At 65.0% G+C, this 25,204-nt stretch carries 20 protein-coding genes; all 20 read left to right on the top strand.

From position 1 onward, the window contains the following. Positions 1-3 precede the first annotated feature (3 nt). The 20 genes from OXF11_03005 to OXF11_02910 all read left to right on the top strand — a co-directional run bounded on the left by OXF11_03005 (position 4) and on the right by OXF11_02910 (position 25,017). Positions 4-414 carry a F0F1 ATP synthase subunit epsilon gene (locus OXF11_03005; protein ID MCY4486069.1) on the top strand — a complete coding sequence of 137 codons (411 nt, stop codon included), beginning with the start codon at positions 4-6 and terminating at the stop codon, positions 412-414. A 215-nt stretch (positions 415-629) separates the two neighbouring features. After that, entirely contained in the window at positions 630-1,826 is a 1,197-nt protein-coding gene (aroC, locus tag OXF11_03000; GenBank protein MCY4486068.1) for a chorismate synthase, read from the top strand. Positions 1,827-1,868: 42 nt separating this feature from the next. Beyond that, positions 1,869-2,450: a shikimate kinase gene (locus OXF11_02995; GenBank protein ID MCY4486067.1), complete on the top strand. Its 582-nt coding sequence runs from the start codon at positions 1,869-1,871 to the stop codon at positions 2,448-2,450. Next, positions 2,438-3,520: a 3-dehydroquinate synthase gene (gene aroB / locus OXF11_02990; protein MCY4486066.1), complete on the top strand. Its 1,083-nt coding sequence runs from the start codon at positions 2,438-2,440 to the stop codon at positions 3,518-3,520. The genes OXF11_02995 and aroB overlap by 13 nt, the downstream gene beginning before the upstream one ends. A gap of 79 nt (positions 3,521-3,599) precedes the next feature. Further along, on the top strand, positions 3,600-4,043 hold the full coding sequence (gene aroQ, locus OXF11_02985; protein ID MCY4486065.1) for a type II 3-dehydroquinate dehydratase: 444 nt from the start codon (positions 3,600-3,602) through the stop codon (positions 4,041-4,043). 47 nt (positions 4,044-4,090) lie between these two features. Continuing rightward, positions 4,091-5,278, top strand: a complete 1,188-nt coding sequence (locus OXF11_02980) for an MFS transporter (protein ID MCY4486064.1) — start codon at positions 4,091-4,093, stop codon at positions 5,276-5,278. Positions 5,279-5,301: 23 nt separating this feature from the next. Beyond that, a complete protein-coding gene (locus OXF11_02975) occupies positions 5,302-7,455 on the top strand; it encodes a PAS domain-containing protein (protein MCY4486063.1) in 2,154 nt (717 codons plus the stop codon). A gap of 4 nt (positions 7,456-7,459) precedes the next feature. Further along, positions 7,460-9,346 carry a sigma 54-interacting transcriptional regulator gene (locus OXF11_02970; protein ID MCY4486062.1) on the top strand — a complete coding sequence of 629 codons (1,887 nt, stop codon included), beginning with the start codon at positions 7,460-7,462 and terminating at the stop codon, positions 9,344-9,346. Positions 9,347-9,640: 294 nt separating this feature from the next. Continuing rightward, positions 9,641-9,868, top strand: coding sequence for a hypothetical protein (locus OXF11_02965; GenBank protein MCY4486061.1), 228 nt, complete (start codon positions 9,641-9,643; stop codon positions 9,866-9,868). A gap of 188 nt (positions 9,869-10,056) precedes the next feature. Beyond that, on the top strand, positions 10,057-12,504 hold the full coding sequence (gyrB, locus tag OXF11_02960; GenBank protein MCY4486060.1) for a DNA topoisomerase (ATP-hydrolyzing) subunit B: 2,448 nt from the start codon (positions 10,057-10,059) through the stop codon (positions 12,502-12,504). Positions 12,505-12,532: 28 nt separating this feature from the next. Further along, entirely contained in the window at positions 12,533-15,001 is a 2,469-nt protein-coding gene (gene gyrA, locus OXF11_02955) for a DNA gyrase subunit A (GenBank protein ID MCY4486059.1), read from the top strand. 154 nt (positions 15,002-15,155) lie between these two features. Continuing rightward, complete coding sequence (locus OXF11_02950; GenBank protein MCY4486058.1) at positions 15,156-16,151, top strand: NAD(P)-dependent glycerol-3-phosphate dehydrogenase; 996 nt, start codon at positions 15,156-15,158, stop codon at positions 16,149-16,151. A gap of 304 nt (positions 16,152-16,455) precedes the next feature. Further along, the gene (rpmH, locus tag OXF11_02945; protein ID MCY4486057.1) at positions 16,456-16,617 is read left to right on the top strand and encodes a 50S ribosomal protein L34; all 162 of its coding nucleotides are present in this window, start codon (positions 16,456-16,458) and stop codon (positions 16,615-16,617) included. Between the two features lie 18 nt (positions 16,618-16,635). Then, the gene (gene rnpA, locus OXF11_02940; GenBank protein MCY4486056.1) at positions 16,636-16,983 is read left to right on the top strand and encodes a ribonuclease P protein component; all 348 of its coding nucleotides are present in this window, start codon (positions 16,636-16,638) and stop codon (positions 16,981-16,983) included. A 5-nt stretch (positions 16,984-16,988) separates the two neighbouring features. Then, the gene (gene yidD / locus OXF11_02935) at positions 16,989-17,210 is read left to right on the top strand and encodes a membrane protein insertion efficiency factor YidD (protein ID MCY4486055.1); all 222 of its coding nucleotides are present in this window, start codon (positions 16,989-16,991) and stop codon (positions 17,208-17,210) included. A 6-nt stretch (positions 17,211-17,216) separates the two neighbouring features. Continuing rightward, positions 17,217-18,959 (top strand): membrane protein insertase YidC, encoded by a 1,743-nt coding sequence (yidC, locus tag OXF11_02930; protein MCY4486054.1) that lies wholly within the window; start codon positions 17,217-17,219, stop codon positions 18,957-18,959. A gap of 56 nt (positions 18,960-19,015) precedes the next feature. Continuing rightward, complete coding sequence (locus OXF11_02925) at positions 19,016-19,876, top strand: Jag N-terminal domain-containing protein (GenBank protein ID MCY4486053.1); 861 nt, start codon at positions 19,016-19,018, stop codon at positions 19,874-19,876. Between the two features lie 121 nt (positions 19,877-19,997). Beyond that, a complete protein-coding gene (locus tag OXF11_02920) occupies positions 19,998-20,597 on the top strand; it encodes a TetR/AcrR family transcriptional regulator (protein MCY4486052.1) in 600 nt (199 codons plus the stop codon). After that, entirely contained in the window at positions 20,594-21,844 is a 1,251-nt protein-coding gene (locus OXF11_02915; GenBank protein ID MCY4486051.1) for an efflux RND transporter periplasmic adaptor subunit, read from the top strand. The genes OXF11_02920 and OXF11_02915 overlap by 4 nt, the downstream gene beginning before the upstream one ends. Next, positions 21,841-25,017 carry an efflux RND transporter permease subunit gene (locus OXF11_02910; GenBank protein MCY4486050.1) on the top strand — a complete coding sequence of 1,059 codons (3,177 nt, stop codon included), beginning with the start codon at positions 21,841-21,843 and terminating at the stop codon, positions 25,015-25,017. Before OXF11_02915 ends, OXF11_02910 begins: the two co-directional genes overlap by 4 nt. The last annotated feature ends 187 nt before the right edge of the window (positions 25,018-25,204 follow it).

The following is a 25,204-nucleotide window of genomic DNA, read 5'->3' as shown; positions in this document are numbered from 1 at the left end:
ATCATGGCCGGCGACATCTCACTCAGGGTGGTCACGCCCGTGCGCTTGGTGCTGGAAGAGCGGGTGGACGAGTTGACCGCGCCCGGCCCCCTCGGCCAGCTCGGTATCCTGCCGGACCACGCGGCGCTCATGACCACGCTGGACATCGGCCGGCTCAGCTACAAGCAGGGTGGCTCCACCACGGTGGTCACCCTGGCCGGGGGCTACGCCGAGGTGCTCGAGAACGTGGTCACGGTGCTGGCCGACGCGGCCGAGTTCCCCGACGAGATCGACACCGCCCGGGCCGAGACCGCCCGTGCCCGCGCCGAGACCGCCCTCGAGGAGACCGACGCCACCGACGAAGAGGCGCTGTCCGCCGCCCGCGCGGCGCTGCAACGCGCCCTGGTGCGGCTCGAAACCGCCGCACGGCGCTGAGCCGTCCGCTATCTGCCCTGACCCCCCCTGGATTCCCGCTTCCCATACGCCCCTCTCCACCCCTGGATTCCCGCTTCCGCGGGAATGACGACTCCGGGGGGTTGGCGCCAATTCTTGTCCGGACAACGTTTGACACAGCCTGTTCCGCGGGAATGACGGTTCGTAAAGTCCGTGCGCGCTGGCCGGAGCCAAGCATTTCGGCTAAGATTCCAGGCATGTTGCGTTATTTCACTGCCGGCGAGTCCCACGGCCCGTGCCTCACCACCATCATCGAGGGGGTGCCGGCGGGATTCGACATCGATATCGAGAAGGTCAACCACGATCTCTGGCGGCGTCAACAGGGCTACGGCCGGGGCGGCCGCATGCTGATCGAAAAGGACGAGGTGCAGGTGCGCTCGGGCCTCCGCTGGGGGAAGACCCTGGGCTCGCCCGTCACCTTCGGCATCGACAACCGCGACTGGAAGAACTGGACCAAAAAGATGTCCCCGTACGCGGAGGATGAGGGACAGGCCATTGCGGTCAAGAAGCCGCGCCCGGGCCACGCGGACCTGACCGGCGTCCTCAAGTACGGCCATTCCGACATCCGCAACATCCTGGAGCGCGCCAGCGCCCGGGAGACCGTGTCGCGGGTGGCGGTGGGCTCCTTCTGCAGGCAGCTCGTCGAGCCCTTCTCCGTGCAGGTGCGGGGTTACCTTCGTTCCCTCGGCGGCATCGAGGCCGACATCGAGGGGAAGAGCTACGACGAGATCTTCGAGCTGGCGGAGAACTCGCCGGTGCGCATGGCGGACCCCGAGGCCGAGAAGAAGGCCATCGAGCTCATCGACCAGTGCAAGAAGGAAGGCGACACCTTGGGCGGTGTCTTCGAGGTGGTCGCCACCGGCGTGCCTCCGGGTCTGGGAAGCCACGTCCACTGGGACCGCAAGCTCGACGGCCGGCTCGCCCAGAGTCTCATGAGCATCCAGGCCATGAAGGGCGTGGAGATCGGCCGCGGCTTCGACATCGCGCGGCGGCGCGGGGCGGAAGTGCACGACGAGATATTCTTCGACCCGCAGCACATGATCTCGGACGCGAAGCCGCGCATGCAGCCCACCAACTTCTATCGCGGCAGCAACAACGCGGGCGGACTCGAAGGCGGCATGACCACCGGCGCCCCCTTGGTCGTGCGGGTAGCGATGAAGCCCATTTCCACCCTCATGAGCCCGCTCCAGTCGGTGAACCTCGACACCAAGCAGCCCGAGGATGCGTCGGTGGAACGCTCGGACGTGTGCTCCGCGCCCGCGGCCGCCGTCATCGGCGAGGCCATCGTCTCCTTCGAGCTGGCGCGGGCGTTCCTGGAGAAGTTCGGCGGGGACTCGCTGGCGGAAATCACCCGCAACTACGACGGCTACCTTGACCAGATCAAGAGCCTCTGAGCTCCGGGTACCGCGGTACCGTCGCGCCGGGACACGCCGGACATGACGAAGGAGCACGCGAACATCGCCCTGACGGGTTTCATGGCCGCGGGCAAGACCGTCGTGGGCCGAAGCTTGGCGCGATGCCTGGAGTGGCCGTTCGTGGATCTGGACGCGGTCATCGAGGCAGGCGAAGGCACCCGCGTCCGTGAGATCTTTGCCCGTCGTGGAGAGGCTTATTTCCGGGAGCGCGAGAAGGCTGCCCTCGGAGAGGTGCTGGACGGCGCGGGACAGGTCATCGCCCTGGGTGGGGGCGCGGTGGTGGATCCGGACAGCCGGGCACGGCTCAAGGATCGCAGCCTGCTCGTCTGGCTCAGGGTTTCGCCCCTGACCGTGCTGGACAGGACAAGGGGAAGCGGAGACCGGCCGCTGCTGCAGGGAGGCGGCGCGCCGCCCCAGGGCGACGCCGCCGGCGCCCGGGCCACCTCCGCGGAACAGGCCGAAGCGATGAAGCTCAAGCGGATCGAGGAGCTCTCGGCGCAACGGGAGAGCATCTATGCCCAGGCGCACCTCGTGGTGGACACCGACGACCTGACCGTCGAGCAGGTGGTGCAACGCATCCGGCAACAGCTATGCAGACCGTAACCGTCAACCTGGGAGAGCGCTCCTATCCCATCGAGCTGGGCACAGGACTCCTTTCCCGCGTGGGCGAGATCATGAAGGCTCGCGGCATCAACGGCCGCGTGGGCATCGTGTCCAACCCGCCGGTGGCCGGGCTCTACGGGGACCAGGTCCGGGAATCTCTGGAGAACGCGGGCTACGAAACCGCGACGGTGCTGATTCCGGAAGGCGAGGGGCACAAGAACACGGCGTCCCTGGGATTGATCTACGATGCCCTGGTGGAGCACCGTTTCGACCGGAGCGCCACTCTCATCGCCCTGGGCGGCGGGGTCATCGGCGACGTCACCGGGTTCGCCGCGGCCACGTTCCTGCGCGGCATCGGCTACGTGCAGATCCCCACGACGTTGCTGGCGCAGGTGGACGCCAGCGTGGGCGGCAAGACCGCGGTCAACCACGAGCAGGGCAAGAACCTCATCGGCGCCTTTCACCAGCCGCGCCTGGTGGTCATCGACCTGGACACCCTGCGCACGCTGCCGCGGCGGGAGTACGCCGCGGGCCTCGCCGAGGTCATCAAGCACGGCATCATCGAGGACGCGGCGTTCTTCGCTTTCCTGGAACGGGAGATGGACGCGCTGCTGCGGATCGACGCGAACGCCGTCGAACACGCGGTGGCGGCGTCATGCCGCATCAAGGCCGCGGTGGTGGAGCAGGACGAGCGCGAGACCGACCGCCGCGCCATCCTGAACTTCGGCCACACCATCGGCCACGCGCTGGAGGCCTTTACCGGGTACGAGCGCTTTCTTCACGGCGAGGCCGTGGCCGTCGGCATGATCCAGGCGGCGGCGTTGTCCGCGGGACAGGGCCTGTGCAGCGCCGCCGAGCTGCGGCGCATCGAGGCGCTGGTGCGCGGGGCGGGCCTGCCTTGGCGCATCCCGGACGACATCGCCCTGGACGACCTCATCGCCGGCATGGCGCTCGACAAGAAGTCCCACGCGGGCAAGATCAAGTTCGTCTTGTGCGACGGCATCGGCGGGACGCGCTTCCAGTGGTTTTCCCCGGATGAGATCGTCAGGGAGCTGGCCGCCGGCCTTTGATCCTCGCCCGGCCGTCCGCTCGGGATACTCGTGTTGCGTCACCAATAGTCACTCGCGCCAGCTTCGGGAGTTCACGGCCATGTCCGATACCAAGATCCTGGTCCTCCACGGACCCAACCTGAACCTGCTCGGGTCGCGGGAGCCGGAGATCTACGGCCGCGACACACTGGCGGACATCGACGCCCGAGTGGCCTCCCTGGCCGCGGAACTGGATGTCGCCGTGGAGTCTCGACAGTCCAACCACGAGGGCGAACTGGTCACCTGGGTGCAACAGGCCGGCGCCGCGGCCTTCGGCGCGGTGATCATCAATGCCGGCGCGTACACGCATACGAGCATCGCGCTGCGTGACGCCCTGGCCGCGTGCGGATTGCCGGTGATCGAGGTGCACCTCTCCAACATCTACAAGCGCGAAGCGTTCCGGCACACGTCGCTCATCGCCGATGTCGCGGTCGGGCAGATCGCGGGCTTCGGGGCCCGGAGCTATCTCCTGGCGTTGCGGGCCGCCGCCGGGATCCTGGCCTAGTCCGACCACATCTCCGTCCGGCATCGTTGTGTTGCCGCCGGAAGCCGATGACTCACTCCCTGTTCATCCTCACCCTGGTCACCGTCACCCACGTCATCGGGGCGTCGGCGCAATACGGCATCAACACCTTCGCGCCGTTCTACCAGGACGAGCTGGGTCTGACCCGCGCCCAGGTGGGACTCTTCTTCACCGCCTTCTACATCGGCATGGCGGGCTTTTCTTTCACCGCCGGCTGGTTGAGCGACCGCCTCGGCGTGCGCCGGGCCTCCTTCATCGGCCACGTGTTCGCCGGCACGGCGGTCCTGTTCGCCTCCTCGACCGAGTCCTTCGGCTGGGCGTTCGCGTGCTTCCTGCTCACCGGCCTGGGTTACAGCTTCCTCAATCCCGCCTCCACCAAGGGTGTGTTGATGTGGTTCCACCGCCAGCGCGCCACGGCCATGGGCATCAAGCAGACCGGCGTCCCCGGTGGCGGGGTGCTCACCGCGCTGGTGGGCGCGCCCCTGGCCGCGGCTTTCGGCTGGCGCGCGGCCCTGGCCGGGATGGGAGTGGTGAACGTGCTCTTCGGCGTGGCTTTCTGGTTCCTCTGGCGCGAGCCCGACGATGCGGATCGAACGAACAGCGTCCGAACCGGCGCGGCCGCGAGTCCGCCGCTGCCCCTCCGAAGCCTGCTGGCCGTGAGCTGCGGCACGGCGCTGCTGCTCATCGGCCAGATGTCGCTGCTGACCTACCTGCCCTTGTTCCTCAAGGAGCGGCTCGCGTTCTCGACCGTCCACGCCAGCCAGTGGTTGTCCATCACCCAGGGCGGAGCCGTGCTCGGCCGGGTGGGCTGGGGCACGGTGAGCGATCGCCTCTACGGCGGCAGGCGCAAGGTCGTGCTGGTGCTCATCGGCGTCATCTCCGTGGTCCTGTGCGCGGGGTTGAGCGCGCTCGACGAGGGGGTCCCGCCGTCTGTCCTCGTGCCGTTGACCTTTCTCGGCGGGTTCAGCATGATCGGCTACCAAGGTGTCTCCTATTCCCTCATCAGCGAGATCGCGGGGCAGTCTCGGACAGGGATGGCACTGGGTCTCATGATCACGATCAACGCACTGGGAACCGTGGTGGGTACCCCCACGTTCGGGTATATTGTCGATACGACGGGTTCCTACGGCATCGCATGGCAGGCGCTTGCCTGCGTGCTGGCGCTGGGAACGGCGAACATCGCCGTATTCGTCACGGAGCCTCACCGGGCGGAGTAGCCGCCTTTTCGGGAGGTTGGCCAATGGAGCGGCAAGCGGTCGAACGGAACACGTCGAGGAACGCCCGTATCCTTGTCTTCGGCGACGACAATCCCGAAGGTGCGCTTTTGGAGCGGCACCTGAGAGAAATGGGATACACCGTGTGCGCGACTGTTCCACTCACTTGGGAGGGCACCGACGTCGCCGAACTCAAGCCGGACCTGGCGCTGGTTGATCTCGACTCGAAGGGGGAAGTAGACGGCCTTCTCATCTCCGAACGGCTTGAAGGCTGGTGCGACGTTCCGGTGGTGTGTCTGACGGAGGACGTTGAGGGGAAGATTTTCGCGCGGGAGCCGGGCGTGACCATCTCGGGTCACGTTCTGAAGCCCTTTGACCCGCGACAGCTACACCTGAACATTCACACGGCGCTTTCGCGTCATCAGCCGCGGGGCACTCAAGGGAACAGTGGCCCGCTGGAGCGGGAGGCGGAGAGGCTCAGTGCCCGTCTCGGCCTCATGGAGACCATATTCGAGAGCATGAAGGAAGGCGTGCTGGTGGTCGATGAACAAGGCAAGACGCTGTTCGCCAACCCGCCCGTCAGAAACCTGGCCGCGGGCCGTACGGGGAGCGTCTGTTTCCAGGATTGGCACAACCAGTTCGAGATCTATTTCGCCGACCAGAAAACGGTCATGCCCCTGGAAGCCAATCCGCTCATGCGTGCTCTGCAAGGGGAGAAGACCGACAGGGTCGAGGTATACGTAGCCGATTTGCCGGTCGGCGGCCGTTTCGTCAGCGTCAGCGCGCGGCCGTTGAAACAAGACGTTCACGGAATCGGCGGCGCCGTGGCCGTCTTTCAGGACATCACCGGGATCAAGGAAGCCGAGGCTCGCCTGCGGAATACGATGCGTGAGTTGCGGGAACAGAGCGAGACTATGGAGGCGATCTTCAACGGCATTCGGGACGGCATACTGGTGGTCGACCGCGAGGGGAAGTATCTGTATGCCAATCCCGCGGTCCGGGAGCGCCTTGGGGACGAATACGAGGCCCAGCGCGGAGGCGAGTGGTTGGAGGACCTGGCGCACCCTTACTACTACCCCGATCGACAAACCCGCATGGAGGTCGAGGATTTCCCCCTTGCCCGAGCCATCTGGAAGGGACAGACGGTTGAAGATGCCATCTCGTTTCAGCGCGACTCGGCGAATCCTGATGGCGGCTGCTACCTGCGGGAGAACGTGCGGCCGTTCTTCGACGAGGGCGGCCGTATCAGAGGAGCTGTCGCAACCTATCACGACGTGACGGCCCAGGTGCTGGCGGAGGAAGCGTTGACCCATGCGTTCACACAGGGCCGGCTGGAGATCGTCGATACGATCCTCCACAACATCGGCAATGCCATCAACAGCGTCACCACGGGCATCGACACCGTCCACCAGCACATGAGCGACGAAGGGCCGCTACGCGGTCTCCGCGCGCTCGCCGACGCCGTGCAGAAGCATCGGGACGACCCGGTCGATTACATCCGGAGTGACCCGCAAGGGCAGAAGGTGTTGCCGCTCCTCGTCGCCTTGGCCAAGGACTTCACTCGACAGCAAGAGGCCTTGGCGAAGACCGTGGCAAGAGTCCGGGACAGGGCGAACCACATCGCCGATATCGTGCGGACGCAGACGGCCATGGGCGGTGCCAAGATGGTCCGGAAGGACATCGACCTTGGAAACGCACTCCTGACCGCCGTCAAGGTATTGGACGACTCGCTCGATAGGAGGAAGATTCGGGTCGACATTGACTGTGGGAGGGCGCCAAGAGAGATCCGCATTCAGGAGAGTCAGTTTCATCAGGCGATGGTCAATATCATCAAGAACGCCGCGGAAGGCATCGACGAATTGGCGTCATCGAGTGGCCTCGACCAATCGCCGCGCATTCGGGTAAAGGCGTACACGGAGGGAGCGTTTCTCAACATCGACGTGAGCGACAATGGCATCGGCGTCGCCGACGGGGACACCCGCGCGATCTTTGCCGCGGGCTACTCCACCAAGAAGGTGGGTACCGGGCTGGGACTCCATTCCGCCGCCAATTTCGTCATTGGATCAGGAGGGGAAATCGACCTGTTGAGTGAGGGTCTCGGCAAAGGCGCGACCGCGCGGATCAGGTTGAAGCTCTCCTCGGTGACACCCTCGCCCTTGGGGCAGAGTGAAGCCGGATAAGGCAATGACGGAAAGCGCGGATTACGGCAACCGGCGGGTTCTGGTCGTCGACGACCAGAAGGAGATTCACGACGATTTCAGGGAGATGCTGACCCCCGTGCTGGCGGAGTCGTCGGCGCGGGCGCTGGCGGCCGCGTTCGTCTCCGAGCAAGAGCCGCGGGTCCTTCTGCCGCAATTCGAGCTTCTCCACGCGGGAAGCGGAGCCGAAGCCTGCGCCATCGCGAAGGCGGGCCAGGAGTCAGGCCGTCCCGTCGCCGTAGCCTATGTCGACGTCCGGATGCCGCCAGGGATGGACGGCGTCAGGACCATCCGCCGTTTGAGGGAAGTGGACCCCGACGTCGAGGTCGTGGTCATGACCGCGTACAGCGACAGGCCTCTGCCCGAGATCATCCGCAACGTTCAACCGCTCCACAAGGTGCTCTACATCAGGAAGCCATTCTCCACGGAGGAGATTCAGCAGATGACGCTTGCGCTCGTGGACAAGTGGAACGTCGAGCGGGAGTTGGCCGAAAAGCAGCGTCAGTTCGCCGCCGGTCAACACCGGCTTAGAGCGGTGCTCGACGCCACGGACGATGCCATCGCCATGTTTGACCTCGGGGGTTGTGTGCTGTTCGCCAACAGAGCCTACGAGAAGCTGTTCGGCTTGACCGAAGCCGAGTTGAAACGCCTTCCCGCCGGCGACCTGGCCGCGCGTCTTATCGGGAATTTCGAGCAGCCGAAAAAGTGGAACGACGAGGGAAGGATTCGCTTGAAGAACCACACCGGCCCGGAGGACGAGACCGCCGGGCAGCAGTCCGAGTACCGTGTCTTCTATCGGTCCACGGGGCCCGTGCGCGAAGGCGCGCACGTGACCGGCAGTGTCGTTGTCTACCGTGACATGACCAAGGAAGCGGAGACGGAACGGGCCAAGGCCGAAGTCCTGCGCCTGCGCGGCGAACTGGAGGCCACGTACTCCTTCGAAGGCATCGTGGGCGCCAGTCCGCAGATGCAGCGAGTCTACAAGTTGATGCAACAGGCGGCCGAGAGCGACATCACCGTCCTGCTGGAAGGCGAGAGCGGAACCGGGAAGGAGCTGGTGGCGAAGTCGCTTCACTTCAACAGTCCGCGCCGGTCGGAGCCCTTTCTGGCCATCAACTGCGCGGCCATTCCGGAGACCCTCATCGAGAGCGAGCTCTTCGGCCACGAGCAGGGCGCCTTTACCGGAGCGAGCCGGCGGAGGGTCGGTGCCTTCGAGCGCGCTTGCGGGGGAACGATCCTGCTGGACGAGATCGGCGACATGCCGCCGGCCCTTCAGGCCAAGCTGTTACGCGTGCTGCAGGAACGGGAGATCCAGCGGGTGGGCGGAGCCGTCATGATCTCCGTCGACGTCCGGGTCATCGCGGCGACCAACCGGGATCTGGAGGCCGCGATGAAGGCCGGCGGTTTCCGGGAAGACTTGTACTATCGGGTCACGGCCTTCCCGATCGAAATTCCGTCGCTGCGCCAACGGCCCGAAGACATCCCGCTCCTGGCGGACCACTTTCTGAACAAACACGCTCAACGGGCCGGCAAGGCCATGAAGGGCATTTCCACCGCCGCGACGGCCCTGTTGCTCCAGCACGACTGGCCCGGCAACGCACGGGAACTGGAGAACGCCATCGAGCGCGCTCTTCTCCTGGAAACCACCCAGGTGCTCCAGGTTCACAACCTTCCACCGCACATCGCGCGACCGGATCTTTCGCGAGACGCCGGCGGGTCGGTCCTCTCGCTGGCGGAGACGGAGCAACGGGCACTGGCTCGGGCGTTGGATTCGACTGGAAACAACATCACTCAGGCGGCGCGGGTGTTGGGCATCAACCGAGTCACGCTACACCGAAAGTTGAAGAGATACGGTCTCTCTACCCAAAGATAAGGTCTTCGAAGTGTTGCGAACTGCAACTGTTGTCGCAGTATTGCAGATCCTTCCTTAACCGTACTCCAGGTTACGAAAAACGTGAGGAAACTATGGAGGCCTCCGTGGCAAGGTGTAGGCTCGTGTTTCAATTCGCAACAGTGCGAGAGCTGGAAGGTCGTCCCAGCACATCTACAACTAACGGATATGTAATGGTTTTCTGCGCTCCTTCCGGCTGCGGCATGTGGATTGCATCACGAGATAAGTGGTGCTGGCCCATCGAGGCCCATCCGTCGCGATCACGTGGAGCCAATCATGCCACATGCGCCTTCCAGTACTCGACTTCAGGTCAAGGTAGTCGAAGAGTCGGACTCGCCCGATTCTGGTCGGATGAGGTCGATCCAGTCCTATGGCCTGCCCGAAGGGTGGACGGTCGCCGAGGTTCACGAGCTGTTCCTGAAAGAAGGTTTGAAGCCCGAGAACAAATGGCTGCCGGCCGCCGAGGCTGTTCCGCCGTTCTGGAGGCGGGGCAAGCGCGGGTAGTCCTCCTCACAACCCTCCCATTGTCGTCAGAGTGGCTTCGTGCGTTGGCATTCCCGGTGCGCAAATGCTAATATTGTGCCCAAGTTCGGCGTTCGTCCCGGCGACTCATTCGAGCGTGTGTTCGAGCGCATTTCCGATCCATCAGAATGTAAACGCAGTCACCAAACCTGACCCAATCACACCAATCCATGGCTTCATCCGAGTCCGACTACAAGGCCGACGATATCAAGGTTCTAGAAGGGCTGGAGGCTGTCCGCAAGCGCCCCGGCATGTACATCGGAGACACCGCCGAACGGGGCCTCCACCATCTCGTTTACGAGATTGTCGACAATTCCATCGATGAGTCCCTCGCGGGCGAGTGCGACCGCGTCGACATTACGATCCACATCGATAACAGTGTGACGGTCGTGGACAACGGACGCGGCATCCCCGTGGACATGCATGCCACGGAGAAGCGCCCGGCGGCGGAGGTGGTGCTGACCAAGCTCCACGCCGGCGGCAAGTTCGAAAAGGGCGCTTACAAGGTCTCCGGCGGACTGCACGGAGTGGGCCTGTCCGTGGTCAACGCGTTGGCGGAGAGCCTCGAGGTCGAGATCAAGCGCGACGGCAAGGTGTACCAGCAGGCCTACGAGCGGGGCACGCCTCTGGCGCCGCTCAAGGAGATGGGCACCACCACCGAGCGCGGCACGCGCGTCACTTTCAAGCCGGATTCCACCGTTTTCGAGACCGTCGACCTGAGTTTCGACCTGCTGTCCCAAAGACTGCGCGAGCTGGCGTTTCTCAACCGGGGGCTGCGCATCCTCATCGAGGACCAGCGCAACGACAAGAAGCACGAATTCTTCTACGAGGGCGGCATCGTCTCTTTCGTCGAGCACCTGAACCGCGTGAAGACCGCGGTTCACCCCAAGGTCATCTACCTGGAGGGGGAGAAGGACGGCACCGAGGTCGAAATCGCGCTGCAGTGGAACGACAGCTACTCCGAAACGGTCTATTCGTTCGCCAACAACATCAATACCGCCGAGGGCGGCACGCACCTGATCGGCTTCAAGGCCGCGCTGACTCGTACCATCAACCACTACGCCGCCGGCTCCAACCTTCTCAAGAAAGACGAGGACAACCTCCAGGGAGACGACGTCCGCGAGGGACTCACCGGGGTCATCAGCGTCAAGGTGCCCGAGCCCCAGTTCGAAGGCCAGACCAAGACCCGCCTGGGAAACAGCGACGTCAAGGGCATCGTGGAGGCCTTGATCAACGACCGGCTCACGACCTATTTCGCCGAGCATCCCGGCGAGGCGAAGAAGATCGTCTCCAAGGGCATCGAGGCGGCGCGGGTGCGCGAGGCCACGCGCAAGGCCAAGGAGCTGGCGCGCCGCAAGGGGGCGCTGGACTCGGCCTCGCTGCCTGGCAAGCTCGCGGATTGCCAGGAACGCGACCCCGCGCTGAGCGAGATCTTCCTGGTGGAGGGCGATTCGGCCGGCGGTTCCGCCAAGCAAGGGCGCGACCGGCGCAACCAGGCGATCCTGCCGCTCAAGGGCAAGATCCTCAACGTCGAGAAGGCGCGCTTCGACAAGATGCTGTCGTCCCAGGAGATCCGCCTGTTGCTGACGGCCCTGGGCGCGGGGGTCAAGGACGACTACGATTCGGAGAAGCTGCGCTACCATACCGTCATTATCATGACGGATGCGGACGTGGACGGTTCCCACATCCGCACGCTGCTGCTGACCTTCTTCTATCGCCAGATCCCCGACCTGGTGGAGAAGGGCTACCTGTATATCGCCCAGCCGCCCCTGTACAAGGTCAAGCGGGGCAAGCAGGAGCGCTACCTGAAGGACGAGAACAGCCTGGAGGACTACCTCATCGAGAAGGGCACCGAGAACCTCCGGGTGCGGCCGGCGGAAGCGAACGGCAACGGCGCCAGGGATGTCAAGGGTACGGCGCTTCAGGCCTTCGTCAAGAAGGTCGTGCGGGTGGACAAGCTGCTGCATCTCATGGCCAGGAAGCACAAGGAGCGCGCCCTGGTCGAGGCGTTGCTGCTGCAGCGCGACTTCGACGCGAATCATCTCAAGGACGAGTCGGACTTGAAGGACCTCGCCGTTCAGCTCGAGTCCTACGTCAACCTCGTGACGCCGGAGATCGGGCCGATGTCCGCCGTCACGGAGCGCGATCCGGAGCACGATTGCTGGAAGCTCGTATGCTCCACCCGCTCCAACGGCAGCGGCATCCGCACGGTCATCGACCGGGAGTTCCTCACCAGCCCCGAGTACCGTGAGCTCAAGCGGCTCCACGGCGAGTTGCGGGCCTCGGGTGATTCGCCCTTCGTCGTGGAGGAAGGCGAGCGCACCGAAGATGCGCGCGGTCGAAAGGACCTGCGCTCGCACAAGGACCTGCTCCAGTTCGTCATGGAGCGCGGCAAGAAGGGGCAATACATCCAGAGGTACAAGGGCCTCGGGGAGATGAACCCGGACCAGCTCTGGGAGACCACGATGGATCCGGCGTCCCGGGTGCTGCTGCAGGTTCGGGTCGAGGACGGCGTCGAGGCCGACGACATCTTCTCCACGCTCATGGGCGATCACGTGGAGCCCCGCCGGAAGTTCATCGAGGACTATGCCCTCACGGTGCGCAACCTCGATGTCTGATTTCCGCTAATCCCCCCACCCCTGCTCAATGGAAGCCGGAATAAGACAACAGAAGGTCCCCGTCTACATCGAAGACGAGATGCGCCAGTCCTACGTGGACTATGCCATGAGCGTCATCGTGGGGCGGGCGTTGCCGGACGTGCGTGACGGCCTGAAGCCGGTGCATCGGCGTGTGCTCTACGCCATGCACGACATGGGCAACCACTGGAACAACGCCTACCGCAAGTCCGCCCGGGTCGTCGGCGACGTCATCGGAAAGTACCATCCGCACGGCGACGCCGCCGCCTACGACACCATCGTACGCCTCGCACAGACCTTCTCCATGCGCTACTGCCTGGTGGACGGGCAGGGCAACTTCGGCTCGGTGGACGGCGATCCCCCGGCGGCCATGCGCTACACCGAGATCCGCATGGCGCGCGTCGCCCAGGAGTTGCTCGCCGACATCGACAAGGAGACCGTCGACTTCCTGCCCAACTACGACGATTCCATGGAGGAACCGTCGGTGCTGCCGTCGCGGCTGCCCAACCTGCTCGTCAACGGCGCCGCGGGCATCGCCGTGGGCATGGCCACCAACATCCCGCCGCACAACCTCAGCGAGGTCATCGACGGCCTCATCGCCCTGGTGGAGCGTCCCGGCCTGACCATCGACGAGCTGATGGAGTACATCCCTGGCCCGGATTTCCCCACCGGCGGGTTCATCCACGGGCGCGAGGGCATCAACCAGGGTTACAAGACCGGACGGGGTAGCGTGCAGATGCGCGCGCGGGTCTCCACCGAGACGGTGAAGCGTACGGGCAAGGAGCAGATCATCGTCTCCGAGATCCCGTACATGGTGAACAAGACCCGCCTCATGGAGCAGATCGCCAACCTGGTCCACGAGAAGAAGATCGAGGGCATCGCCGACCTGCGGGACGAGTCCGACCGCGACGGCATGCGCATCGTCGTGGAGCCCAAGCGCGACGCGATGCCGCAGATCATCATCAACGCCCTGTACAAGCATACGAGCCTGCAAGAGACCTTCGGCGTCAACATGCTGGCGATCATCGACGGCCGCCCGAAGCTCCTGAACCTGAAGGAAATCCTGGACGCGTTCCTCGAGCACCGCAGGGAAACCGTAACCCGGCGCACGGCCTACGACCTGCGCAAGGCCGAGGAACGGCTGCACATCCTCGAAGGGCTCAAGATCGCGCTGGACTACCTCGACGAGGTCATCAAGTTGATCCGCGAATCACCCGATCCGCGATCCGCGAAGGAAGGGCTCATGGCCGGCGCCTTCGCCGGGACGCCAGCGCCCGACCCCAGTCTGCGACTTTCGGAAGCCCAGGCCCAGGCCATCCTGGAGATGCGCCTGCAGCGGCTCACGGGGCTCGAACGCGGCAAGATTCTCGAGGAGCACCGGGCCGTGGAGGCCACCATCGCCGAGCTGCGCCGGATCCTGGCCGACGAGAACAGGGTGTTCGCCATCATCGTGGACGAACTCCGGGAGATCAAGGAAGCCTACGGCGACGCGCGCCGCACGGCCATCGTCGACAAGGCCGACGAGATCTCCATAGAGGACCTCATCGTGGAGGAGGACATGGTGGTGACCGTGTCCCATGAGGGGTACATCAAGCGCAACCCCATCACCCTGTATCGGGCGCAACGCCGCGGCGGCAAGGGCAAGGTGGGCACCACCACCCGCGACGAGGACTTCGTCGAATCCCTGTTCGTCGCCTCCACCCACTCCCACATCCTGTTCTTCACAACCGTCGGCAAGGTGTACCGCATCAAGGTGCACGAGCTGCCCCAAGGCGGCCGCGCCGCCAAGGGCCGGCCGGTGGTGAACCTGCTGCAGCTTCAGGAAAACGAGAAGGTGTCGGCGTTTCTGCCGGTGCGGGAGTTCGAGGAGGGCCGCTACATCATCTTCGCCACCCGGAACGGCCTCGTCAAGAAGACCGATCTCATGGCCTATTCCAGTCCGCGAGCCACCGGCATCCGCGCCATCGCGCTGGAAGACGACGACTCGCTCATCGAGGTGCTGCTTACCGACGGCGACCAGGACATCCTGCTTTCCACCATGGACGGGCAGTCCATCCGCTTCAAGGAGGAGCTGGTGCGCCCCATGGGCCGCGACACCATGGGCGTCATCGGCATCCGGCTGGAGGAGGGGGACCAGGTGGTGAGCATGGAGGTGCTGCACCCCGGCGCGTCCATCCTGACCGTCTCGGACAAGGGCATGGGCAAGCGCACCGGCGCCGACGAATACGGGCAACAGGGCCGTGGCGGGAAGGGCCTCATCACCATGAAGACCACCGAGCGCACCGGTCGCGTGGTGGGCGTGCAGCAAGTGACGGACGAGGACCAGTTGATGCTCATCACCGACGGCGGCAAGATCATCCGGCTGCGCATCGGCGACCTCCGAGTCATCGGCCGCAACACCCAGGGCGTGCGCCTCATCGACCTCGACAACGGCGAACGCGTGGTGTCGCTGGCCCGGCTGGCGGAAGACGACAGTTAGGGCTTCATTCCCGCATCCTCGGTCATTTCCGCGAAACACGGCTGTGGCAAGAATGTGCTTGGACACGAAATGGCACGAACGCCACTTACCGTCATTCCCGCGGAAGCGGGAATCCAGGCGGGCCGGGGTTTGGGCAGCGTAACCCTTACAGACCATGTCCATCGGTATCATAGGCGCGGGCGGCTGGGGCACGGCCTTGGCGGTATTGCTCTGCAGGAAGCACGACGATGTCTCCTTGTGGTGCCATTCCGCGGAGACGTTGGCGCGCATCCGGGAGACTGGCGAGAACGCCGCTTACCTGCCTTCGGTCAAGCTGCCCGACCGTCTCCAGGTCACCGGTTCCCTCGAAACCGCGGCATCCGGCCGTGAACTGCTTCTGTGCGTGACCCCGTCGCACTTCCTGCGCGAGGTCATGACGCGGGCGGCGGCGTTCGTGACCACCGAGACCATCGTGTGCTGCGGTTCCAAGGGCATCGAAGAGTCGACCCTCATGACCATGGGCGACGTACTGGCGGACGTCCTGGGGAATTCCCGTCGACACGCCTTCCTGTCCGGGCCCACCTTCGCCCTGGAAGTGGCCCAGGGGCTGCCCGCCGCGGTCACCGCCGCCAGCGCCGAGCCCGCGGTGGCGCGCAAGGTGCAGCAAAGCGTCGGCTCCCCTGAATGCCGCGTGTACACGTCCACCGATGTCGTCGGAGTCCAGTTGGGCGGCGTCATCAAGAACGTCATCGCCATCGCCGCCGGCGTGAGCGACGGCCTGGAGCTGGGGCACAACGCCCGGGCCGCGCTCATCACCCGCGGTCTCGCCGAAATGACCCGCCTGGCCGTGAAGATGGGCGCCGACCCGATGACCCTGTCCGGCCTCCCCGGCCTGGGCGACCTCGTGCTCACCTGCACCGGCCATCTGAGCCGCAACCGCAATCTCGGCTTCCAACTCGGGCAGGGACGGCGCCTCGCCGACATCGTCGCCGGGACGCGCATGGTCGCCGAAGGCGTGCGCAACACACGCACCGTCCACCTCCTGGCCCAACGCCACGGGGTCGAGATGCCCATCGTCGAGCAGATGTACGGTGTCCTCTACGAGGACAAGGACCCCATGCAGGCCGTCCGCGACCTCATGCGGCGCACCCAGAAGGCCGAAGCGGACTAGTGTCCTGCGTCACAAATAGCTTGATGAATCCGCGAGGGCATTTTTGTCGTCGGCAAGGCGCGATGACGAGCAGTGGCGGGCACCACGCGAGGAAGACCCCGGGTCAAGGCCCGGGGTGACGTAACGCAGCCGACGGCGAAAAGGACCCGCGGATTCATCAAGCTATTTGTGACGCAGGACACTAGCACGCGATGGTGTACCGGGACGCGCAGGGCTCCATGTTGTGGAGTTCCCGGCCGCGGCAAATTGACAAGCCCACCCCTGTATGCCAGAAATAGGGACACTGACGAATGAAGGTGCGGAAATGAAACGGACGTATCAACCGAGCAATCTGAGGCGCAAAAGAACCCACGGGTTTTTTGCACGAATGGAAACCCCTGGCGGGCGGAATGTCCTGAGGCGCCGGCGAGCCAAGGGAAGGAAGCGGTTGACCGTCGTCATCCCACCCAAGGGTCCTCGCTCCTAGGACGGCCCGTTGTCCCGTGTGCGGGAGAGTTTCCCGAAGGAAGCCCGCCTGACCAGACGTTCCGACTTCCTGCTGCTGGGTCGCAGGGGCCGGAAGTTCTTCACGCCGCACTTCATCATCATCCGTAGAGACAACGACCATCTGGGCAAACGGCTGGGGGTCACGGTCAGCTCGAAGGTGGGAAACGCGGTGGTTCGCAACCGCGTGAAGCGCATGCTGCGCGAGTTCTTCCGCCGCGGGCAAGAGAACTTTCGCCCGGATCAGGACACCGTGGTGATCGCGCGCAAGGGCGCGGGAGACATGAGCTACATGGCGGTGACCGCCGAGCTCCGCAAGGTGATCGGTCCGAAGCCGAACACCCGGTAAGAGGGATGACGACCATCGCCCGCGCCGCCGTGCGCGTCTGCATCAGGGGCTACCAGCGGCTTCTCTCGCCGTTGCTGCCGCCGTGCTGCCGCTTCTTCCCCACCTGCTCCGCCTACACGTTGCAGGCAGTGGACCGTCACGGCGTCGTCAGGGGCCTCTGGCTCGGCGCCTTGAGGATACTGCGCTGCCACCCGCTCCATGCCGGCGGCTATGACCCGGTACCGTAAGCGTTCATGGAAAAACGAGCTTTCATCGCGGTCATCATCTCGATCCTCATCATCATCCTCTACCAGGAGTACATGAGGCGGTTCTATCCGCCGGCCGAGCCGCCGGCGCGGGAAACCGCGACCCAACCCCGCCAGGAGCAGGCAGCCCCGAACCTGGTTCCGGGGCTGGTCCCGTTGGCCGAGCAGGCGCCATTGCCGGCGACAACCCCTCTGCCGGGGACAACTCCTTTGCCGGAAGCGACCCCGCTGCCGGGCACGGTTCCCGTTGAACCGGCGCCGCGCCCTTCCGTAAGGGAAGTGACGGTGGAGACCCCCGACTACATCGCACGCTTCACCAGCCAGGGAGCCCGGCTGACGAGCTTCCGGTTGAAGCGCTACCGTCACGAGATCGACGAAAACAGCCCGTTGATCGAGATGGTTTCCCACCTCCCCGGCATGGAGTACCCGCTGGGGCTGCGCGTGCGCGGCACGCGGTCGGGGACGGACCAGGGCATCGTGTACGACGTCCATAGCACGGACCTCAGGCTGGGAGAGAGCGATAGCGCCGGCCTCACCTTCTCGGGCGTGACGCCGGCGGGGCGCCGCGTGGTGAAGCAGTTTACCTTCAGCGGTTCCAGCTATGCCGTGGACGTCGCCGTATCGATGGAAGGGTCACCTCAGGCGCCGGGCCTTCTCTTCACGACTCACGGCCAGAGCAAGGGAATCAACAGGGACGCCAGGTTCGAGGGCGTCATCGCGTTGCGCGGCGGCGATCTCCTGCGTCCGTCCGAGATCGACAACAAGACCCCGCTCAAGCTGGACGGCGCGCTTTCCTGGGTCGGTTTCGGCCAAACGTACTTCGTCAGCGCGTTCCTGCCGCCGGAGGGCGTGGAAACGGCCGCGACCGTGGTCAACAATCTCTCGCCGGAACGGCGCGAGGACATGTCCGGGTGGTTCTCGGTGGCGGACTATTCGGACACGGTCTTCGCCCTCGAGATCCGCACTCCCGGCAATCCGGGTGCGCCGGGCACCGCCCGCTACCAGCTCTTCATGGGGCCCAAGGTTCTCAACCTGCTCAAGTCCTTCCGGCGCGGTCTCGATGAGTCCATCGACTTCGGCTACTTCGGCTTCATCTCGGTGCCGATGCTGCAGGCGCTGCACTTCTTCCAGACCTATACCGGGAACTACGGTCTCGACATTATCCTGCTCACGCTCATCATCAAGCTGCTGCTGTGGCCGCTGACGCAGAAGAGCTTCGTCTCCATGAAGCGCATGCAGAAGCTCCAGCCGCAAATGCAGCGTCTCAAGGACAAGTTCGGGGAAGACAAGACGCGGCTCAACAAGGAGATGATGGACCTCTACAAGCGGAACAAGGTGAACCCGCTGGGAGGCTGTCTGCCGATGCTCCTGCAGTTCCCCTTCTTCATCGGCTTCTACAACGCCTTGTTGACGCCCATCGAGTTGCGGCACGCGAGCTTCCTGTGGATCAAGGACCTGTCCCGTCCCGACTGGGAGTCGCTGCCGTTCTCCCTGTTCGGGTTCGACGCGGGCATACCGGTGCTGGTGCTGCTCATGGGCGCGAGCATGTTCATCCAGCAGTGGATGTCGCCGGCCGTCGGCGATCCCAACCAGCGGCGCATGATGATGCTGATGCCGCTGATATTCACCGTGATATTCGTGAGCTTCCCGTCGGGGCTCACCATCTACTGGTTCGTCAACAACCTGCTGAGCATCCTTCAGCAGTACATGATCAACCGCAAAGAGCGCTGACAGCCCCGTGGCGGCAGTCCCGAAGGCTGTCGCGCCCCGTGGAGGAGAGGCTTGTGATGAAGCAAGTGGAAACGGAAGGCGAGACTCTTGACGAGGCCATCGGCAAGGCGCTGAGCTTGTTGGGAGTCGAACGGGACGAGGTGTCCCTCGACATTCTGGCGGATGAGAAGGCCGGGCTGCTCGGCTTCGGGCGCCAGAACGCACGTGTCCGCGCCACCATACGGACCTCGGTGACAGCCGTGGTCGACGAGGCGGCGTCCGATGGGGGTTCCGAAGATGAGGCCCGGGAGAGCGAACCCGCCGAAGCGGCGGCCGAGGTGGACGTGCGCGACACCCCCGTCGTGGACGAAGCCGGCGATTCGCCCGTGCCGGATGAACCCGCGGAAGAGCTGTCCGCGGATGTCGAAGAGAGCGTGGCGGAGGTCCGGAAGATCGGTGTCGAGGTGCTCACCGAGATACTGCGACTGATGGGCATCGATTCCAAGGTCGTGGTCAAGCCGGGGCACGGTCCCGCGGAAGTCGTCCTCGACATCCAGGGTGACAGCGGCGCGCTGCTGATCGGTCGCCGCGGTCAGACCCTGGAAGCGCTGCAGCACATCGTGAGCCGCATCGTCGCGGAGAAGGTCGGGGCGGACGGCGCGCAGCCCATCGTCGACACCGAAGACTACCGTGGCCGGCGTATCCGCTCCCTGGAGGACATGGCCCTCCGTCTGGGCGAGAAGGCCAAACGCAGCCGCAAGCCCCAGAGCATCGACGCTCTCAACGCGCGCGACCGGCGTGTCGTGCACATGGCGCTCAAGGACGACCCTTGGCTCACCACCAAGAGCCAAGGCGAGGGCGCCTTCCGCCAACTCCTGATCGTCCCCGAGGGGGACCGGCGCTCGCCCGACGAGGACGGCGCCGGCGACGACCGCTGAGTCGGTTCACCGCGTTTCAGCGGTTCCCGAGCAATTCGCCGAAAGGTTGACTTGCCCTATTGACTTGGGTGCGGCTGGTACTATAATTTTTAATTGACCGGCTGGCCGGTCATATTGAGATATGCCTATCGTTGTCGACAAGGAGCGCAAGCGCGCGGAGATCCTGGAAGCGGCCATGGCCGTTTTCGCCAGCAAGGGCTTCCATCGCGCCAAGATGGAGGAAGTGGCCGCCGCCGCGCAGATCGGCAAGGGCACCATCTACGAGTATTTCACGAGCAAGCCGCAACTGCTTCAGTCCCTCCACGGCCACATGCTGGGCAAGCTCAAGGAGTACTACGGCGAGAAGCTCAAGGGCATCGAGGAGCCTCCCGAGATCCTGGCCCATTTCCTGGCCGCGGCCCTGGCGAGCTTCCGGGAATGGCAGCCCTTCTTCTACGTCTTTTGCGACGTCTGGGCCGAGGCCGGCCGGCCCGAGCAGCAGAACCTCCTGCGCATGCAGTTGCGCGAGGCCTACCGGTCGTCCATCGACGACCTGACCCGTGTGGTCGAGGCGGGCGTGGCCGGCGGATTCTTCCGTTGCGAGCAGCCCCGGCTGGCGGCCGAGCACATTCTCGCCTGCGTCGACGGCCTGGCGCTCCACTGGCTCTATGACCAGGAGGCCTTCGACCTCGACGAGATGACCGAATCGCTGACGCGGACGGTCCTGAGGAGCCTTTCGTGAGAGTCCGCATCGCCGTATCCGTGTTGTTGATCCTGCTGCTGAGCGCGGTGACCGCGGTGGGCGTGTACGTGATCCAGGACGTGGAAGAAAAGCCGCCGGTCCAGCCCGTAGCGGTGCCCGTACCCGTGGAGGTGGCCGCGGTGGCGGCGGCCGACTTCATGCACCGGATCGAGGCCTTGGGAAGCATCGCGGCGGTGCGCGAAGGGCCGGTCAGCGCCGAGGTTGCCGGCCGCATCGTCGAGATCCCGGCGGACGTGGATCTGGGCAGCGAGGTGGCGACCGGCGATCTGCTGGCCAAGGTGGATCACCGGGACTACGAGATCTCGTTACGGAAGGCCGCGGCCCAGGTGTCCGCGGCCACGGCGCGGCGGCGCAAGGCCTCGGTGGACATCGAGAGACAACGGAACTTGGTGCGCCTCAACGCGGAACAGCTCCGGCTTGCGCAGGCGGAGCACGACCGCCTCCTCAAGCTGCGCGAGAAGGAGCTCGTGTCCAGCCAGGAAGTCGAGCGGCAGGAGCTTTCCTGGCGGCGCATCGAGGAGGAACTGGAGTCGGCCAGGAGTGGACAGCACCAGGCGGAAGCCCTGTACGCCATCGCCCAGGCCGACCTCGACCTCGCCGGCGTGCAATTGGAACAGGCGCGGGAGACGTTGCGCGACACCGAGATCCGCGCGCCCTATGCCGGCATCATCGCGCGCAAGAGCATCACTCTGGGAGAGCGGGTCGCGCTGGGCCAGGTGCTCTTTCAACTGGCCGACGTGGAGACGGTGAAACTCGACGTGCGCATCCCGGCCTCCGATATTCGACAGATCAAATCGCGGGTGGCGGCGAGCGTGCGGGTGACCGGCATGGAGCGGGAATTCACCGGACAGGTGACCAACATCGGTCCGCGCGCCGACCCGGGCACCCGCTCCTTCCCGGTGGAGATCTTCCTGTCCAACGAGGGACGCCGGCTTCTTCCCGGGATGTTCGCGCGGGCCAGGATTCCGGTCCGCGGCTATCCGGGGGCCATCCTGATCCCGCGGGAAAGCGTGCTCTTCGAGGGCGACAAGGCCACCGTCTTCGTGGTGGATACCGATTCCGGCCGCGCGGCGCGGCGCGCGGTGCGCATCGCCGGGCGTTTCGGCGCACGCTACATGATCGCCGGGGGCCTTGAGCCCGGAGACCTACTCATCACCGCCGGGCAGCGCCTGCTGCTGGACGGCGCGCGCATTCGCGTGGTCACGCGCCGGGATCTTTCCTCATGAAGAAGGTGATCGAGTTCTCGATCGGGAACCCCGTCATCGTCAACCTGGTGGTGCTCCTGATCCTCGTCTCGGGGGTCATCGCCTTTGTCGGGATGAAGCGGGAGTTGTTCCCCGATTTCTCCCGCCGCGTGATCCGGATCGATACGACGTACCGAGGCGCCTCGCCCGAAGAGGTGGAGGAGCTCATCACCGCCAAGATCGAGGACAGGGTCCGCAACGTGGACGGCGTCAACGAGATGCTGTCCACTTCCCGCGAAGGGCAATCCGAAATCCGTCTACAGATGCAGTCGGATACCGAGATGAGCCGCGCTCTGGGGGACGTGCGCGCCGCCCTGGACCAGGTCGCCGGACTACCGGAGGAGGCCGAGGAGCCCCGGGTGAGCGAGGTCTTGTCCGCCGTCCCGGTGATCACCGTCGCATTGAGCGGCGACATCCCCGAGCGCGAGTTGGGGGAGATCGCCAAGGACGTGCGCGATCGGCTCCGGCGCGTCGACGGCGTCGCCACCGTCTCGATCTTCGGCTTGCGCGACAGCCGTATCCTCATCGAGATCGATCCGGAACGGCTCGATCAGTACGGGTTGAGCCTGGAAGAGATTCGCGCCGCCGTGGCCAATCAGAACCGCAACGTGCCCGGAGGCGCGCTGAAGACGGCGCGCGGCGAAATCCTTGTGCGGACCCTGGGGGTGGCCGGAGGCGTGGCCGATGTGGAGCGCATGATTCTCCGCTCCACCAGCACCGGGCATGCCCTCACGGTCGGTGACGTGGCCGTGGTGCGCGAATCCTTCGAAGACCCCACGGCGTTGTCGCGTTACGGCGGCAGGCCGGCGATGAACCTTGTGGTGATCAAGGAGGACAGCGGCGATACCATCAGTGTCTCGGAACGCGTCCGCGACTCCGTGGCGGAGTTCCGCGGCACCTTGCCGGGAACCGTTTCCATCGGGATCTTCAACGACTTTTCGGTGTTCATCCGAAACCGTTTGGGTACTCTGGGCGAGAGCGGCGCCATCGGCCTGAGCATCGTGCTGGCCACGCTGTGCCTGTTCGTGCGCGGCCGGATCGCCGTGTTGACCGCCCTCGGCATTCCGTTCGCGGTGCTGGGCTGCATGGTTCTGATGTCGGTCTTCGATTACAGCCTGAACATGATCTCCGCCTTCGGTCTGATCCTGGTCCTCGGCCTCTTGGTGGACGATGCCGTCATCGTGACCGAGAACGTGTACCGTTACGTGGAGCAGGGTCTGCCCGCCAAGGAGGCGGCGCTCCGGGGCACCTACGAGGTCGCCTGGCCCGTGGTCACCACCGTGATGACCACGGTCGCGGCTTTCGTTCCGTTCCTGCTGATCCCGGGAACCATCGGCTTCTTCATGGAGCCGCTCCCCATCGTGGTGACCTTCGCCTTGCTGCTCTCGCTGCTCGAGGTGTTGTTCATCCTGCCGTCGCATCTTTCGGAGGTGATCACGCCGGCCTATGCGAACAAGCTGCGCCGCGGGGAGCGCCTGTGGCTTACGCGAATGCGCCGTCGCGACCGCCTGACCGGTCTCCGGCGCATGCACGTGCCCGGCCAGCGCGCGTGGCTTGCCAGACTGCGCGGGGGCTATGAAACGATCCTCGGAGTCGCGGTCCGCTGGCGTTATGTGGCGGTCAGCGTGATCGTCGCGGGCAGTGTGCTGCTGGCGGTGGCGGCCCAGTATCGGGTGCCCTTCGTGCTCTTCAAGGAGTTCGAATCGAGCCAGTTCTTCATCAACTTCGAGACTTCCGCCAACGCCAAGCTGGAAGACACGGAGGCCGTGGCCGTTCAGGCAGAGGAGATCGTGCTGGGGTTGCCACCCGGCGAGATGAAGTCCCTATCCACCACCGTCGGCGCCGCCTTCCTGGACGTGAACCGCGTGGTGCGGGGAAGCAACGTGGGGCAACTCACCCTGGAGTTGCAAGAAGATCGCGTCCGCGGCTCGGGCGAGGTCATCGAGGATCTCCGGGACAAGATGGAGCGGATACCGGGCATCACCAAGCTCCAGTTCCTCAGTCTCCAGGCCGGACCCGGAGGGCCGGACATCGAGGCCCGGGTCATCGGCGAGGACCTGGCGAGCCTCAGGCGGCTGACGGATGAGGTGAAGGCGTTCCTGGCGACCTTGCCCGGAGTATTGGACATCCGCGACGACGTGGTCGCCGGCAAGGAGGAACTGCGCATCAGCCTCAAGCCGGAAGGGCGCACGCTGGGACTCGATGTGAGGAGCATCGCGCGTCAGGTGCAGCAGGGTTTCCAGGGGGTCGAGGCTTCGAGCATCCAGCGCGGCGACGAGGACGTGCCCATCGTCGTCCGGTTTCCCGGAGACCAGCGCAGCCAGGTCGACACCGTGTCGCGCATGAAGCTCACGTTGCCCTCCGGTGAGCGGGTCTTCCTGAGTGACGTCGCCGACATCGGCACCGGCATCAGCGCGACCCAGATCAACCGGGACGACCAGAAGCGGGCGCTGAGCGTTTTCGCGGACGTGGAGGTGAAGACAACCACGGTGTTGGAGGTTACGGACGCCTTGAAGCGGCAGTTCGCCGACGCCGGCCGCCGCTACCCGGGCCAGCGCGTCGTGGTCAAGGGCGAGCGGCAGGAGATGGAGGAGTCGCTGGGTTCCCTGCCGCAAATCTCCTTGATCACGTTGTTCGTCATCTATTTCGTGCTGGGTTCCCTGTTCAAGTCGTTCGTACAGCCGTTCATCGTCATGGCCGCGATTCCCTTCTCCCTCGGCGGCGTCGTGATCGGCCATCTCGTCATGGGGGAAAACCTGACCTTCATGTCCCTCCTGGGCTTCATCGCCCTCGCGGGCGTGGTGGTCAACGATTCCCTCATCCTGGTGGACTTCATCAACCGCAGCCGGAAAAGCGGCACGCCGGCGTACGAGTCGATCATCCAGTCGGGCGTCGTGCGCCTGAGGCCGGTCATGCTCACCACCGTCACCACGGTCGGCGGGCTTCTGCCGCTGGCCTTCTTCGCCACCGGCCAGGCCAAGTTCCTCTCGCCCATGGCCATCTCGGTGGTCTGGGGTCTGTCGTTCGCCACCGTCCTCACGCTGATCCTCACCCCCTGTCTCTACGCCATACTGGATGACTTGAAGGTGATCGTCCGGCGGTTGTTCCGCTACCGCGCCATGCCGCCCGAGGCAGTCGCCGCGGAGCATCCTTGAGACCAGGGAGCGCCGGCCAGGATCCGCTATCCCAGCGGAACAGGCTGTGTCCGGACCAGCCAGGCAAGGACCTCACGAACCGTCATTCCCGCGAAAGCTTGCCCTCGACCCCGATCGGGGGCGGGAATCCAGGGGTGGGGCGCGGCGGCATGGCGAGACAGCCCGAATTTGACACCTTCCGGGGCGC

The organism is Deltaproteobacteria bacterium, assembly GCA_026712905.1.
GTDB lineage: Bacteria > Desulfobacterota > Binatia > UBA9968 > JAJDTQ01 > JAJDTQ01.
The sequence above is the reverse complement of the archived record's forward strand: the minus strand, read 5'-3'. Positions and strand labels throughout refer to the sequence as shown.

Excerpts from the sequence above, each read along its gene's own strand:
- OXF11_03005 (MCY4486069.1), top strand. The coding sequence starts at position 4 with ATGGCCGGCGACATCTCACTCAGGGTGGTCACGCCCGTGCGCTTGGTG.
- aroC (MCY4486068.1), top strand. The coding sequence starts at position 630 with ATGTTGCGTTATTTCACTGCCGGCGAGTCCCACGGCCCGTGCCTCACC.
- OXF11_02995 (MCY4486067.1), top strand. The coding sequence starts at position 1,869 with ATGACGAAGGAGCACGCGAACATCGCCCTGACGGGTTTCATGGCCGCG.
- aroB (MCY4486066.1), top strand. The coding sequence starts at position 2,438 with ATGCAGACCGTAACCGTCAACCTGGGAGAGCGCTCCTATCCCATCGAG.
- aroQ (MCY4486065.1), top strand. The coding sequence starts at position 3,600 with ATGTCCGATACCAAGATCCTGGTCCTCCACGGACCCAACCTGAACCTG.
- OXF11_02980 (MCY4486064.1), top strand. The coding sequence starts at position 4,091 with ATGACTCACTCCCTGTTCATCCTCACCCTGGTCACCGTCACCCACGTC.
- OXF11_02975 (MCY4486063.1), top strand. The coding sequence starts at position 5,302 with ATGGAGCGGCAAGCGGTCGAACGGAACACGTCGAGGAACGCCCGTATC.
- OXF11_02970 (MCY4486062.1), top strand. The coding sequence starts at position 7,460 with ATGACGGAAAGCGCGGATTACGGCAACCGGCGGGTTCTGGTCGTCGAC.
- OXF11_02965 (MCY4486061.1), top strand. The coding sequence starts at position 9,641 with ATGCCACATGCGCCTTCCAGTACTCGACTTCAGGTCAAGGTAGTCGAA.
- gyrB (MCY4486060.1), top strand. The coding sequence starts at position 10,057 with ATGGCTTCATCCGAGTCCGACTACAAGGCCGACGATATCAAGGTTCTA.
- gyrA (MCY4486059.1), top strand. The coding sequence starts at position 12,533 with ATGGAAGCCGGAATAAGACAACAGAAGGTCCCCGTCTACATCGAAGAC.
- OXF11_02950 (MCY4486058.1), top strand. The coding sequence starts at position 15,156 with ATGTCCATCGGTATCATAGGCGCGGGCGGCTGGGGCACGGCCTTGGCG.
- rpmH (MCY4486057.1), top strand. The coding sequence starts at position 16,456 with ATGAAACGGACGTATCAACCGAGCAATCTGAGGCGCAAAAGAACCCAC.
- yidD (MCY4486055.1), top strand. The coding sequence starts at position 16,989 with ATGACGACCATCGCCCGCGCCGCCGTGCGCGTCTGCATCAGGGGCTAC.
- yidC (MCY4486054.1), top strand. The coding sequence starts at position 17,217 with ATGGAAAAACGAGCTTTCATCGCGGTCATCATCTCGATCCTCATCATC.
- OXF11_02925 (MCY4486053.1), top strand. The coding sequence starts at position 19,016 with ATGAAGCAAGTGGAAACGGAAGGCGAGACTCTTGACGAGGCCATCGGC.
- OXF11_02920 (MCY4486052.1), top strand. The coding sequence starts at position 19,998 with ATGCCTATCGTTGTCGACAAGGAGCGCAAGCGCGCGGAGATCCTGGAA.
- OXF11_02910 (MCY4486050.1), top strand. The coding sequence starts at position 21,841 with ATGAAGAAGGTGATCGAGTTCTCGATCGGGAACCCCGTCATCGTCAAC.